Here is a 13174-nt window from a genome sequence, read left to right on the forward strand (position 1 = left end):
GGCCGGATGAGGCCGTCGACCGGAAGCGGTCATCCACGGACGGGTGATGCTCTGGAGGCGGGTCTCGCGCGTCGGGCGACCTAGCATCTGGAGGTGTCGCTATCACCAGAGGTCTGGGACCTGCTGGGGCTGGACGCCCTGGCGCGTGACCTCTACCTGCGGCTGCTGCAGGCCCCCGAGGAGGGGCTCGAGGCCCACGCCGCCGCGGTGGGGGTGCCGACGCACGTCGCCCTCGCGGGGCTGGAGGCCCTCGTGGCGGCCCGCCTCGTCCACCGCAGCGGCGGGGACTTCGCCCCGGCAGACCCCCGCCGGGCGCTCGTCGCCCTGGCCCGCTCGCGCCAGAGCCTGCTCGACGGGGTCGGCCCGCTGGCCGACGAGCTCGGCACGGTCGTCGAGGCCGCCCGGCTGCAGGCCTCGCCGCACGAGTTCTTCAGCGTGCTGCGGGGCGCCCCGGCGGTGCTCGGGGGCGCGGCCGCGGTGCTGCGGGGTGCGGTCCACGAGGTGGTCGGCACCGTGACCCCGCCGTTCGTCGCCGGTGACGACGACGAGGTGCTCGCGGCCCAGCGGGGCCTGCTCGACCGTGGCATCTCCTTCCGCGCCGTCTACGACTCCAGCGTCCTGGAGACGGCCGAGCTGCGCGAGCACGTCGTCGCCCTGGCGACCGCCGGGGAGCAGTCACGGGTCAGCGTCGGCGTCGGCACGAAGATGCTCGTGGCCGACGGGGCGACGGCGCTGCTGCCGCTCGCGCGCGGGGACAGCACGGAGGTCTCCGCCCTCCTGCTCGGCAGGTCGGCCCTGACCGACGCGCTGCAGCAGCTCTTCGAGCTGCTGTGGCGACGCAGCCAGCCGGTGCTGATGGCCGTCGAGGAGGACGGCGCCGTCGGCCGGGGGCTCGAGCCGCACCTGGCGCGCGCGCTGAGGCTGCTGGCGAGCGGGATGTCGGACGCCGGCGTCGCCGCCGCCCTGGGGGTGAGCGGGCGCACCCTGCGACGCTGGGTCAGCGAGCTGCACGACCGCCTGGGCACCACCAACAGGGTCCAGCTGGGCATGGCGGCGGCCCGGACGCGCCGGCCCGGCCCGCCCGAGGCCCGCGAGGGCTGACCGGGTCGGCCGGCCCCCGGCTCACGCGCCGGACGACGAATGAGGGAGCAGCGATGGGTCCAGGTCACCGCGCGGGCGGCAGTGCGGCGCGGCGCGCCCTCCAGGCGAGCGCGGCGCTCGCCGTCCTCGGCGTCCTCGCGCAGTTCGTCACCGCGGGCCACCTCCTGAGCACCGGCTCCTGGCTCGGTGCGCACTCGGTCGGCGCGCTCGTGCTGCACGTCCTCACCGGCCTGGCCGCAGCCGCGGCGCTGTGGTGGCGCCTGTCGGGAGGCCCGACGTGGGTGGTCGTGCTCGCCGCCGCCAGCTTCGCCCTCACCTTCCCGCAGGCGGCGAGCGGCTCCTACGCCCCGCTCTCGGTGCACGTGCCGCTCTCGCTCGGCGTCGCCGCCACGACGGTGTGGCTGCTCGTGGTCGCCTTCAGCCCACCTGGCGGCCGTCGCGCCAGGTGAAGACGAGACCACCGACGAGCCACGCCGCAGCGGCGACCGCGGCGGCGGGAGCCGAGTCCAGCGGCTGGTTGGGCAGGGACCACACCCGCGCCGTGCCCTCCTGGTCGACGGTGCCCCAGACCCAGCTCACCATCCCGTAGAGGAGGACCGGGGTCCACGACACCGACCGAGGCAGCAGGCAGGCGGAGAGAGCTCCCGCACCCGTCGCGGCCAGCCCCGACCGCAGGAGGTGGGCGGCGAAGGGTTCTAGACCTCGCACGGCGAGCGCCACGTACCCGGCCAGGAGCAGGCACGCCGTCAAGGCCAGGTACCAGAGCGCCCGGGGGAGGACCAGGCGACGCAGCGGCACCAGCTCGTGCAGGTCGCGCCAGGGCGAGGCGAGCGAGAAGGAGACGAGAGCTCCGACGAGCAGGACGGCGTTCGGCATCGGCGAGGCGTTGACCTGGCCGCGCAGGGGGACGGCGAGCAGGTCGACGGGTGCCAGCAGCAGCGCGACCGTGACCACTGCGGCCAGCAGGCCCGTCCTGGCCGCCCCGCCGCGGGACCGGAGGAAGAGGGCGGCGAACGAGGTCCTCATCGGCAGGTGGTGATGACGTCGTAGGCGCGCTGCGCCTCCGCCCGCGTCGGCGGCGAGTCGGGCAGGCCGAGCGACTCCAGGAGCGCCGGGTCCTGCTCCCGGCCCGGGGCGAGCCACCAGGCCGTCGTGACGACGGCCGCGAAGACGTCCTCCTCCTCCCTCGCCGACAGGTCACGGTCTCCGCGGAGGCACGGGGCGAGCTCGGCGGCCACCGCATCGGCCATCGAGGGCTCGTCGACCGGACGCCCGAAGGGCAGGGGGACGAGGAGCGCGTCGGCGCGGCTCGCCCTGGTGGCGGAGAAGTCCTGGTCGGCGCGCGCCGGGTCGAGCTGCGTGAGCCGGCCGGAGACCGGCGAGAGGGCCTCGGCGAGGACCTCGACGTCGCGACGCTGGTCGGACGGGACGCACACGAGCCCACCCGCACCAGGCACGTCCGCGCACGGCCAGTCGGCGTCACTGCGCCAGTGGCCGTAGGGGTCGTCCATGTCGGCGAGAGCCCACGCCCCTGCGGCGAGGACCGCGACGCCCAGCAGCGGCGCGAGGAGCCACGGCCGTCGGGTCGCAGACCACGCCAGCACGACGGCGGCGGCTGCTGCGGCGGCGGACAGGGCGACGACACGCGCGCCGAGAGCGACGGGACCTACCTCGAGGCCGAGCACGACGCCGCTCGTGGCGCCGACGAGACCGACGAGTGACTGGGCGCCTGCGACGTCGAAGGCCAGGAAGGCGTAGGAGCCGGCGGCCAGCAGCGGGGGCAGGAGCCACGACGGCAGAAGGACACCGAGGGCTGCCCCCAGCGCCGCCACGGCGAAGCTGCCCGCGACGGCCGGCGCGACGGGGGTGAAGGCGGCCAGCGTCGGAGGGGAACCGTGCGCTGCACCCACGACAGCTCCGCCGGCGGCGGCGATGCCCAGGCCCGCTGCCGTCCACGCACCGGCCGCAGCGGCTCGCCGCCACAGCAGTCTCACGACCGCCGGCGCCGGGAGGGCGTCGACGAGAGCCCCTCCGGTCCGACGGACCCGGACGGCGTCGGCGGCGGCCAGACCCGCCGAGAGCGGCCAGACGACCAGCAGCGACGTCACCGCCGCGTCGACCGCCCAGGTCGTCGAGAAGCGGGCTTCCGGCTGGGAGACGAGACTCACCGCAGCGACGACAGCGGTGACGGGGAGGACGAACCAGCTCCGGAGCACCCTCATGCGGACCTGGGCGTGCCGGCGCCGGCCTCGAGGACGTCGAGGAAGCCAGCCTCCAGCGTCGACACGTGCTGCCCGGACGACCTCGACGCCCGACCCCGCTCCGCGAGGCACTCGGACGTCCCGTGCCAGAGGGCGCGGCCACCGTCGACCACGGTGATCTCCCGCGCCAGCTGGTGGAGGTCCTCGACGAGGTGGGTGGAGACGACCACCAGGCGAGACTCCGCCAGGCCGGCGACCAGACCTCGCACCCTGATGCGCTGGACCGGGTCCAGTCCTGCCGTCGGCTCGTCGAGCACGACGACGTCGGGGTCGTGCACGAGGGCTTGGGCGATGAAGGCCCGCTGGCGCTGGCCTCCGGAGAGCTCCCCGAGCCGCTCGTGCGCCTGCTGCTGCAGGTCGACGGCCTCCAGGGCCGTCCAGACAGCCATGTCCAGGTCCACCCCGCGGGCGAGCCGGAGAGAGGCGAAGTACCGCACGAAGTCGGCGACGCGGAACTCGGGCAGCCAGCTCGGGTCCTGCGGGAGGTAGCCCACACGCTCGCGGTACCGGGACCGGTCCCGTCGGCTCTCCAGCCGGGCGCCGTCGAGGAGCAGGTGGCCTGCCGACGGCGTGGCGATGCCCGCCAGCACCCTGAGCAGGGTCGTCTTGCCGGCGCCGTTGACCCCGAGGACGCCGACCGGGCCCGCTCGCCACGTCAGGTCGGGGATGTCGAGGACCTGCCGCCGGCCGTAGCTGAACGACAGGTCCCTCAGCGTGAGCGACGGCGTCCCAGCAGCGTCGTTCACCACGTCCCCGAGCACTTGTCGGGGGCGAGCCTGATGTCCGTGCAGACATCCGCGAAGGTCCTCAGACCGGTGTGCTTCATCGGTCGGCAGCTCACACCGGCCGCCTCGCAGAGAGTGGAGGAGGTCCGCTTCGTCGTGTCGTCACCGGCGCCCGCCCACAGGGAGACCGGCGACGTCGCCTGCTCGACGAGCCGCGGACGTGGTGACCACGAGGGACCTCCGGAGCTCAGCACGCGACGTGATGCCAGATCCAGCACCCGACACCGTCGGGCAGGTGGGGCTCGACCGTAGGAGACGAGGGGGCACCGCGTCAGCGGGTCTGCCCTCCGTCGTGGAGGTGCGCCCCTCACCCGTGGCCTCAGCCCTCCTGGCCCGCCTTGACGACCATGACCGGCGCCTCGGACCCAAGGATGATCTGCTGGGCGGTGCTGCCCAGGAGGAACTTGCCGACGGGTGAGCGGCGGCGGGTGCCGACGACGACGAGCTGGGCCTTCGTCCCGGGCACGGCGTCCAGCAGGGCGTCGACCGGGTCCTGGTTCTCCGGACGCACCAGCACCTCGACCGACGACGGCTTGTCGACGAGGGCGCCGACGGCGCCGCGGGCCGCCTCGCCGTGGTCGTCCCGGGTGCTGAGGTCGAGCACCGCGAGCGGGAGGTCCCGCAGGAGCGCCTCGGCCGCACCGCGCTTCAGCGCCGCCGCCCCCTCCGCCGAGCCCGACCAGCCCACGAGAACCGCCACCGCGACCACTCCTACCTGCACCGCGCCGGAGCTCCGCTGCCCCACCGCACCCGTCGTGTCGGCCGAACTCTTCCAGCCCTCGCGCCGGCGCACGACCGGCGCGCCACACCGAGCACGGTCACGGGCATGCCCGCACCGCAACCGTGCTGCTCGCCTGCGCGGCCGGACCGGACCGTGCGAGCGGTACCGTGCGACGACGCGACCCGGGCCGACGACGGCACCGCCGCCCCGCGCGACCGCAGGCCGCCGCACCGCGCGACACCGCTCCTTCTGGACACCGCTCTGCTCGACACCGCTCTGCTCGACGAGGAGGAGACCGTGAGCCGACCCCCGAGCCCGGCCCCGGGCGCCGCCCCGGACGCCGGCACGGACGCCGCCCCGGACGCCGGCACGGGGCCCGCCGTCGCCGCGCCCGAGCCCTCACGGGGCTCGTTCGCGATGGCGGCGGTCGCCCTGGGCTTCGCCGTCTTCCTCACGGTCGGGGTCCTCGTCATGGACTACCGCGGCGACGAGGACGCGCCCGGCCCCGCGTTCTTCCCGACGCTGGTCCTGCTCCTGGCGTGGGTCGCCACCGTCGGTCTCGCCGTGGACGCGGTGCGCGAGCGTCGCGCCGCGTCGCGCCGCGTCGCGGCCTCGGCAGACCTCCGCGACCCCGCAGGTGCGGCCACCGCCGACGCGACGGCCGGCACGGCCGGCCTGGTGGAGGCCGTCGGCGAGCCCGGCAGGGCCGACGCCGGCCCGCCGCCGACGGCGCCGACCGACTGGCGCGCGATGCTGCTCGTCGCCGGCACCTTCGCGGTCTTCGTCGCCATCCTCGTGCCGCTGGGGTGGCTGGTCGCCGGCACCTGGCTGTTCTGGGGCGTCGCCCAGGCCCTCGGCAGCCGCCGACGCCTGCTCGACCTCGCCGTCGGCCTGGCCATCGCCTCGATCGTCCAGCTCGCCTTCGGCGCCGGCCTCGGCCTCAACCTCCCCGCCGGCCTCCTGGGCCTGTGAGCCCCCGCGACCCCTGACGGGAGCGACACCGCATGGACGTCTTCGCCGACCTCGCCGGTGGCTTCTCCACCGCCTTCACCCCCATGAACATGCTATGGGTGTTCCTGGGCGCCGTGCTCGGCACCGCGGTCGGGGTGCTGCCCGGGCTGGGCTCCTCGATGGCCGTGGCCCTGCTGCTGCCGGTGACCCTGGCCCTGGACCCGACGGGTGCGCTGATCATGCTCGCCGGCGTCTACTACGGCGGTCTCTTCGGCGACTCCATCACGGGCATCCTGCTCAACACGCCGGGCAACTCCTCGGCCATCGCGACGACCTTCGAGGGCCACAAGATGGCGCTGGACGGGCGGGCGTCCCAGGCGCTCGCGACGTCGGCCATCGGCGCCTTCACCGGCGGCCTCATCGCCACGTCGATCATCGCGGTCGGCGCCCCCCTGCTCGCCGGGCTGGCCTCGGCGTTCGGCCCCGCCGAGTTCTTCGCCCTCGCCGCCTTCGCCTTCGTCGCGACGGCGTTCGTCGTCGCGGACTCGGTGCTCAAGGGCGTCGTGGCCCTCGTCATCGGGTTCACCGTCGGGGTCGTCGGCATCGACAGCCAGACCGGCACCGTGCGCTACACCCTGGGGGTGCCGCAGCTCTTCGACGGCGTGGGCATCGTCGTCATCACCGTCGGCCTGCTCGCCCTCGGCGAGGTCTTCTACGTCGCCTCGCGGTCGCGGTGGCAGAGCGGCACCCGGCTGGTGGCGGTCCAGGGCCGACCCTTCCTCAACCGCAAGGAGTTCCGCGAGGCGCTGCCGGCCTGGCTGCGCGGGACGAGCTTCGGCGTGCCGTTCGGCGTCATCCCCGTCGGCGGATCGGAGGTGCCGACCTTCCTGTCCTACGGCACCGAGCGTCGCCTGGACAGCCGCCGCCGGAACCCGCAGTTCGGCCGCGGCGCCATCCGCGGCGTCGCCGGCCCCGAGGCGGCCGGCAACGCGACGGCCGGCACGGCGATGGGCGCCCTGCTCGCGCTGGGGCTGCCGACGTCGGCCACGGCCGCCGTCCTGCTCGGGGCCTTCGAGCAGTTCGGCATCCAACCGGGACCGCTGCTGTTCGACCGCTCCGGCGACGTGGCGTGGGCCCTCATCGCGAGCCTCTTCATCGGCCTCTTCGTGCTGCTGGTGCTCAACCTGCCCTTCGCGCCGCTGTGGGCGAAGCTGCTGCAGGTGCCGCGGCACTACCTCTACGCGGGCATCACCGTCTTCGCCGGGCTCGGCATCTACGTCTCGGCCGGCTCGGTCGTCGACCTCGTGGTCCTGCTCCTGCTCGGCCTCCTCGGCTTCCTCATGCGGCGGCACGGCGTGCCGCTGGCCCCCGTGCTCATCGCGGTCATCCTCGGGCCGCTCGCGGAGATCAACCTGCGCAACACCCTGGCCATCAGCCAGGGCGACCCGAGCGCCCTGGTCGCCAGCGGCGTCTCGACGACGATCTACGTGCTGATGGCGCTGGCCGTGACCCTCGCCGTCGTCAGCAAGGTGCGCAGCCGCCGCAGCGCCGACGTGTGAGGTCCGCTCTCGACGACTCTCTGACGTGCTCTAGCCGGGAGCCGAGAGAACCCCAGACGGGGCGATCGGCGCCCGGTCCAGGCCCCAGCCCCTCGGCTCACCCGAGGGAGGGCCGGCGCGACCTCGGGTGGTCCGGCAGCTCCCTGAGGTCTCGGGACAGGAGCAGCGCCGCCGTCGTCGCGGCGATACCCCCGAAGGCGACGAGGAGCACCACCTGAGCCCCGAGCGTCTCGGCCAGGACCCCGGCCAGGACGTAGCCGAGAGGGACGAGCACGACCTCGCCGAGGTAGGCGACCGAGGAGACCCGGCCGACAGCGCCCTCGGCTCGCACTGCCGGTCCGCCCCCTCCCTCGCCCGACACCTCCGACCGGCCCGACCCGCCGGGCACCGCGGCCACCGCTCCGGGGTGCCGCCCGCCCAAGGGGTCAGGAGACGCGGAGCCTAGGTCGGCGCCGGCCCTCTCGTCGGCGACGACACCTGGCGGCCTCCCGGTCGACCCCAGCTGTGGTCCTGCAGCCCTGCGCGCGGCCGCGTCATACTGCAGGTCACCACCACCGGGACCCCGGGCTCGAGGACGAGACCGACGGACGAGAGGACGTGGACGGCGTGCGACGGAGCGCGAGGGCCATCATCGGGATCGCCGTGCTGGTGCCCCTCGTGGGGGCGGCCGCGTGGGACGCCCGCAGCACCGGGACCCTCGCGGGCGCGAGGACGGGGCTGACGATCATCGCCCCCGCCGGGACGGGCGGCGGGTGGGACACCAACGCCCGTCAGCTGCAGGCGGTGATGCGGGAGACCGGCGTCGTGACCAACCCGCAGGTCGTCAACATCCCCGGCGCCGGCGGCACCATCGGCCTGGCCCAGCTGGCGCAGATGGAGGGCCGCGGTGACGTCGTCATGATCACCGGGTCGGCCATGGTCGGTGGCGTGGAGATCAACGACAGCCCCGTCAGCCTCGACCAGGTGACGACCATCGCCCGCACCACCGACGACTACGAGGTCGTCGTCGTCCCTGCGGACTCACCCTTCGAGTCGATGGACGACGCCGTGGCGGCCTGGCGGGAGGACCCGGGCTCGGTCGCCGTCGGCGGCGGCTCGCTCGGCTCGACGGACCAGCTGCTCGCGCTGCAGCTCGCCGACGAGGTCGGCGTCCCGCCGGCCGAGATCAACTACATCGCCTACTCGGGGGGCGGCGAGGCCGTCCGGGCGCTGCTGTCCGGCGCCAGCAGCATCGGCATCAGCGGCTACAACGAGTTCGCCGACCAGATCGCCGCCGGCCGGCTGCGGGCTCTCGCGATGTCGGCGCCCGAGCCTCAGCCCGCCGTCGGCATCCCGACGCTCTACGAGCTGGGCTACGACGTCCACCAGGCCAACTGGCGCGGCGTGGTGGCCCCGCCCGGTCTCACGCAAGAGCAAGAGGCCGAGCTCACGCTCATCTTGGAGGAGACCCTCGGGACCGAGCAGTGGGACACCGTGCTGGAGAACAACCGCTGGATCGACGCCGAGCTCGTCGGCCCGCCGTTCCGGGACTTCGTCGAGGAGGAGACGGCCAGGGTCGGCCGGCTGCTGGGCGACGCAGGTCTGTAGCTCAGCCCGGCGGCTCCGCGGTCTCGACGACGTGCCCCTCCTCGCGGCGTCGGCCCCGCACGGTGCCCCGAGGTCTCACCGCCGCCGGCGCGGCTCCAGCACCCCGGACAGGGCGAGCACGGTGAGCCCGGCGAGCGGGACGACGAGCAGCCCGACGCGCAGGCCGGCGGCGTCGGCGACCAGCCCGACGAGCGGCGGGGAGAGCAGGAAGCTCAGCCGCATGAGCCAGGACACGAGCGCGAGGCCGGTGCCGGGGCGCAGCCCGGGGAGCTTGTCGGCCTGGTGCATGGCGGCGGGCACGAGGGTGGCGACGCCGAGGCCGGCGGCGGCGAACCCGGCGACGGTGCCGGGAACGGTCGGGACGGCGAGCGCGAGGCCCATCCCGGCCGCGGCGACGAGACCGCCGGTGCGGGCGACGGCGCGCTCCCCGAAGCGGTCGACGAGGACGTCACCGAGGAGCCGCCCGACCGTCTGCGCGCCGACGAGGGCGACGAAGCCCGTCGCCGCCACGGCTGCGGGCGCGCCCAGCGACGTCGACAGGTAGACGGCGGCCCACGTGCTGCCGGCGTCCTCGACGAGGGTGCCCGAGGAGGCGACGAGGACGAGCGCGGCGACGACGAGCGAGGTCCGCGTGGGCAGGCCGCGGCGCGGCCGGCGGGGCCTCGTCACCGCGGGTGGCCCGGCGGGGTCGGTCGTGCCGGTGACCGTCACGGTGGCCGCCTCGACCTCCTGGGCCGTCGGCGCGTCGGCCGCGGAGGGCGGGTCGCGCTCGTCGGCGCCGGGCAGGCACCAGCGCAGCGCCAGCAGGGCGAGCAGCGAGAAGCCGCCGGTGGCGACGGCGAGGTGCACCCCGCGGCCCACGCCGAGCGCGATGGCGGCGGCGGCCATGCCCCCGCCGAGCACGGCGCCGATGGACCAGAGGGCGTGGAAGGTGTTGATGATCGAGCGGCCGTAGCGGCGCTGCACGCGCAGGCCGTGGGTGTTCTGGCCGACGTCGGTGATGGCGTCCGCCGCGCCGCCGACGACGAAGGCCGCGACGAAGAGCCCGACCGACGGCGCGAGCGCGGCGGCGAGCACGCCGGCGGCGGTGACGAGGGTGCCGGCCACGGCGGTCCGCGCGGAGCCGAGGCGGCGGACGACGGGGCCGGCCAGCAGGCCGGCCGCGACCGCCCCGGCGGGGAAGGCCGCGACGGCGAGGCCGTACGCGGCGTTGCCGAGCTCCAGGTCCGCCTTGATCTGCGGGAAGCGCGGGATCAGGTTGGCGAAGAGCGCACCGTTCGTCAGGAACAGCGCCGCGACCGCCGCCCTGGCCCGCCGCTCGGCCGTCGTCGGCCGGGAGGCCGAGCCCCTCATGCGGGCGACGTCGCCCCCCTCATCCGGCGACCTCGACGGGCGTGCGACGGCGGCCTGTCAGCAGGCTGACGACGACGAGCGCCGCCACCGAGACCGGCAGGGACACGATGACGGCGTTCACCTGCTGCGACAGCCCCGCCACCTCCCACCCGATCGTCGTGAGCGTCGCGAGCACCATGGACGCGAGCGCCCCGGCCGACGTCGCGCGGGGCCAGAAGAGCACCGCGAAGACGGCGGGGGCGATGGCCACCCCGTACACGGTGTACGCGTAGACCTGCAGGGCCAGCACCGAGGGGAAGAACTGGCCGAGCACGTAGGCGAGGACGGCGATCGCGACGACGGCCAACCGGTGCACGAGCAGCCTCCGACGGTCCTCCACCTCGTGCCGGGCGAAGCGGGTGTACAGGTCGTAGACGACGTTGCCGGCCCCGGACAGCAAGAAGGAGGAGCCCGTCGTCACGACGAAGGCGAAGGCGCCAGCCAGGATCAGTCCGCCGACGACCGCCGGGGTGTAGCCCTCGGCCGCCAGCGAGAGGACCGCCGTGTCCGGCTCGATGCCCGGCAGGAGGAAGGAGGACGCCGAGGCCAGCAGGGCCACGGGGACGGTCACGAGGAAGCTGGCCAGGAAGAAGCCCAGCGTCGAGGTGCGCGCCGTGCCGGCGTCGCGGGCGGAGGCCAGCCGTTGGTACATGTTCTGGTCGGCGAGGATGAGCAGGAAGAGCGGCAGGAAGTAGCCGAGCAGCTGCACCGGCGTCAGCCCGCCCGTCAGCGTGGTCAGCGGCGCCGACAGCTGGTCCACGTAGCTGCCCAGCCCGCCGACGTCCTGGACGAAGACGTAGCCCAGCGAGACGAGCAGGGTGACGACGATGACGAGCGCCGACAGGGCGTCGGTCCACGCCACGGACAGCAGCCCGCCGCCGACCGCGAGGAAGGCGATGAGCAGCCCGGTGACGACCGTCGCCTGCCCCACGCTCAGCGGGGTGATGAGGCTGAGGACGTAGCCGCCACCGGTGAACTGGTAGGCGACGATGCCGATGTAAGCCAGCATCGTGATGGTGGCCGCCACCATCCGGGTCGGGGTGCCGAAACGGTCCTCCAGCAGCTCCGGGACGGTGCGCTTGGCCGCCTCGCGCACCTTCCCCGCGACGAGGTAGAGCACGAGGATGCCCACCGGCGTCCCGGCGAAGAAGAAGATCGACGCGAGCGGGCCGTAGGTGTAGGCGAAGTTCGCCCCGCCGATGATGGTCCCGGAGCCGACCCAGGTGGCGAGCAGGGTGCCGACGAGCACCGGCCGCGGGAGCCTGCGCCCGGCGAACATGTAGTCGTCGGAGCCGGCGACCTGGCTGCGCCGGCTGAACCACAGCCCGATGCCGACCATGACGGCGAGGTAGAGGACGAGCACGGTCACGTGGACGGGGTTCACGGGCGGTCTCCGGGGCTGGCAGAGGCGGGCACCTGGCCCGAGAGGCGGCGTGGCGGGCGGCGCGGCCGCCCCTCGGCGGCGATAGTGGCACCGCGGCGGCGCCGACGGGTGACGCCATGCCCACTGGCGGCGCATCGGCCCCGGGTGCCGCGAGGACGACGCGAGGAGATGACGACGGCCGTGGCCGACAGCCCGAGCACACCCCTGCTGGTCACCGAGGGGCGGGTGCTCGACGTCGCGACCGGGACCTACTCGGGCGCCACGCGCGTCCTGGTGGAGGACGGGCGCATCACCTCCGTCGGCGGTGAGGAGGTCCGCGGCCCCGAGGGCGTCGAGGTGCTCGACGCGGGCGGCCGCACCGTCATGCCCGGGCTCGTCGACGCGCACGTCCACGTGACCGCCGCGACGGCCGACCTCTTCGCCCAGGCCGAGTGGGCGCCGTCCTACGTGACGGCGCACGCGACCCAGATCCTGGCGGGGATGCTCGAGCGCGGCTTCACGAGCGTGCGCGACGTCGGCGGCGCCGACCACGGCCTGGCCGCCGCCGTCGAGGAGGGCCTGCTGCGTGGCCCCCGCCTGTTCTTCGGCGGGAAGGCGCTGAGCCAGACCGGTGGCCACGGCGACGGCCGCCCACCGGGACGCTCGTCGCACGTCGGGACGCCCTGCGGCGCCGGGATCGGAGCCGTCGTCGACGGCCCCGAGGCCTTCCGCCTGGCGGCGCGCGAGCAGCTCCGGACGGGTGCGCACCACATCAAGATCATGCTGTCGGGCGGGGTGGCCTCACCGACGGACCGCATCGACTCGACCCAGAGCAGCGAGGCGGAGATCCGCGCCGTCGTCGAGGAGGCGACGGCGCAGAACCGGTACGTCACCGGGCACGCCTACACCTCGCGGTCGGTCGAGCGGGCGCTGCGCCTGGGCGTGCGGTGCATCGAGCACGGCAACCTCGTCGACGACGCCTGCCTCGAGCTGTTCCTCCAGCACGGCGCCTTCCTCGTCCCCACGCTCGTGACCTACCAGCACCTCGCGAGCGAGGGCGCCGAGCACGGGCTGCCGGCGGACAGCGTCGCCAAGGTCGCGAGCGTCCTGGAGGCCGGGCTGGACACGGTCGACCGCGCGACCCGCGCGGGCGTCGACGTCGTCCTGGGCACGGACCTGCTCGGCGGCATGCACCGCCACCAGAGCGAGGAGATCGCCCTGCGCGCCCAGGTGCAGACCCCGGCGCAGGTGCTGGCCTCGGCCACCACGACGGCCGCCCGCCTGCTGCAGCGCGAGGGCGAGATCGGCGTCCTCGCCCCGGGCGCGTACGGCGACCTGCTCGTCGTCGAGGGCGACCCGCTGGCGGACGTCACCGTCCTCGCGCGCCCGGAGGAGACCCTGCGCGCTGTCGTCAAGGACGGACGCGTGGTCCACCGCGGCGGGTGAGGGCCGGC

General features: G+C 75.0%; 13 protein-coding genes. 6 read left to right on the forward strand and 7 right to left on the reverse strand.

The features are described from left to right. Positions 1–93: 93 nt before the first annotated feature. A complete protein-coding gene (locus WDV86_RS08990; protein ID WP_339567283.1) occupies positions 94–1101 on the forward strand; it encodes a helix-turn-helix domain-containing protein in 1008 nt (335 codons plus the stop codon). 53 nt (positions 1102–1154) lie between these two features. Next, the gene (locus WDV86_RS08995; protein ID WP_339567284.1) at positions 1155–1550 is read left to right on the forward strand and encodes a hypothetical protein; all 396 of its coding nucleotides are present in this window, start codon (positions 1155–1157) and stop codon (positions 1548–1550) included. Here the strand turns inward: WDV86_RS08995 and WDV86_RS09000 are convergent. From WDV86_RS09000 to WDV86_RS09015, 4 genes are all read right to left on the reverse strand, one after another. Continuing rightward, the gene (locus tag WDV86_RS09000; protein WP_339567285.1) at positions 1519–2127 is read right to left on the reverse strand and encodes a hypothetical protein; all 609 of its coding nucleotides are present in this window, start codon (positions 2125–2127) and stop codon (positions 1519–1521) included. The genes WDV86_RS08995 and WDV86_RS09000 overlap by 32 nt on opposite strands. Beyond that, positions 2124–3269: a hypothetical protein gene (locus WDV86_RS09005; RefSeq protein WP_339567286.1), complete on the reverse strand. Its 1146-nt coding sequence runs from the start codon at positions 3267–3269 to the stop codon at positions 2124–2126. Before WDV86_RS09005 ends, WDV86_RS09000 begins: the two co-directional genes overlap by 4 nt. Positions 3270–3319: 50 nt before the next feature. Continuing rightward, positions 3320–4108 carry an ATP-binding cassette domain-containing protein gene (locus tag WDV86_RS09010; protein ID WP_339567287.1) on the reverse strand — a complete coding sequence of 263 codons (789 nt, stop codon included), beginning with the start codon at positions 4106–4108 and terminating at the stop codon, positions 3320–3322. Positions 4109–4466: 358 nt separating this feature from the next. Beyond that, complete coding sequence (locus WDV86_RS09015) at positions 4467–4847, reverse strand: universal stress protein (RefSeq protein WP_339567288.1); 381 nt, start codon at positions 4845–4847, stop codon at positions 4467–4469. 318 nt (positions 4848–5165) lie between these two features. On the opposite strand from WDV86_RS09015, the gene WDV86_RS09020 reads away from it, so the two are divergent. Together WDV86_RS09020 and WDV86_RS09025 are read left to right on the forward strand one after the other, a co-directional pair. Beyond that, the gene (locus WDV86_RS09020; RefSeq protein WP_339567289.1) at positions 5166–5840 is read left to right on the forward strand and encodes a tripartite tricarboxylate transporter TctB family protein; all 675 of its coding nucleotides are present in this window, start codon (positions 5166–5168) and stop codon (positions 5838–5840) included. A 32-nt stretch (positions 5841–5872) separates the two neighbouring features. Beyond that, positions 5873–7378 (forward strand): tripartite tricarboxylate transporter permease, encoded by a 1506-nt coding sequence (locus WDV86_RS09025; RefSeq protein ID WP_339567290.1) that lies wholly within the window; start codon positions 5873–5875, stop codon positions 7376–7378. Positions 7379–7475: 97 nt separating this feature from the next. Here the strand turns inward: WDV86_RS09025 and WDV86_RS09030 are convergent, their stop codons facing one another. After that, a complete protein-coding gene (locus WDV86_RS09030) occupies positions 7476–7709 on the reverse strand; it encodes a hypothetical protein (RefSeq protein ID WP_339567291.1) in 234 nt (77 codons plus the stop codon). 266 nt (positions 7710–7975) lie between these two features. On the opposite strand from WDV86_RS09030, the gene WDV86_RS09035 reads away from it, so the two are divergent. Next, entirely contained in the window at positions 7976–8965 is a 990-nt protein-coding gene (locus tag WDV86_RS09035) for a Bug family tripartite tricarboxylate transporter substrate binding protein (RefSeq protein WP_339567292.1), read from the forward strand. A gap of 75 nt (positions 8966–9040) precedes the next feature. On the opposite strand, the gene WDV86_RS09040 is transcribed toward WDV86_RS09035, so the two are convergent. Next, positions 9041–10318, reverse strand: coding sequence for an MFS transporter (locus tag WDV86_RS09040; RefSeq protein WP_339567293.1), 1278 nt, complete (start codon positions 10316–10318; stop codon positions 9041–9043). A gap of 19 nt (positions 10319–10337) precedes the next feature. Next, positions 10338–11741 carry a sodium:solute symporter family protein gene (locus WDV86_RS09045; RefSeq protein ID WP_339567294.1) on the reverse strand — a complete coding sequence of 468 codons (1404 nt, stop codon included), beginning with the start codon at positions 11739–11741 and terminating at the stop codon, positions 10338–10340. A 168-nt stretch (positions 11742–11909) separates the two neighbouring features. On the opposite strand from WDV86_RS09045, the gene WDV86_RS09050 reads away from it, so the two are divergent. Beyond that, positions 11910–13166: a metal-dependent hydrolase family protein gene (locus WDV86_RS09050; protein WP_339567295.1), complete on the forward strand. Its 1257-nt coding sequence runs from the start codon at positions 11910–11912 to the stop codon at positions 13164–13166. Positions 13167–13174: the final 8 nt, after the last annotated feature.

The sequence above is a fragment of the Pseudokineococcus sp. 1T1Z-3 genome, from assembly GCF_037482365.1.
GTDB lineage: Bacteria > Actinomycetota > Actinomycetes > Actinomycetales > Quadrisphaeraceae > Pseudokineococcus.

What these genes read in the sequence shown, in the direction of transcription:
- WDV86_RS09050 (WP_339567295.1), top strand. Translation starts at nt 11,910, where the DNA reads ATGACGACGGCCGTGGCCGACAGCCCGAGCACACCCCTGCTGGTCACC.
- WDV86_RS09040 (WP_339567293.1), bottom strand. Translation starts at nt 10,318, where the DNA reads ATGAGGGGCTCGGCCTCCCGGCCGACGACGGCCGAGCGGCGGGCCAGG.
- WDV86_RS09025 (WP_339567290.1), top strand. Translation starts at nt 5,873, where the DNA reads ATGGACGTCTTCGCCGACCTCGCCGGTGGCTTCTCCACCGCCTTCACC.
- WDV86_RS09000 (WP_339567285.1), bottom strand. Translation starts at nt 2,127, where the DNA reads ATGAGGACCTCGTTCGCCGCCCTCTTCCTCCGGTCCCGCGGCGGGGCG.
- WDV86_RS08995 (WP_339567284.1), top strand. Translation starts at nt 1,155, where the DNA reads ATGGGTCCAGGTCACCGCGCGGGCGGCAGTGCGGCGCGGCGCGCCCTC.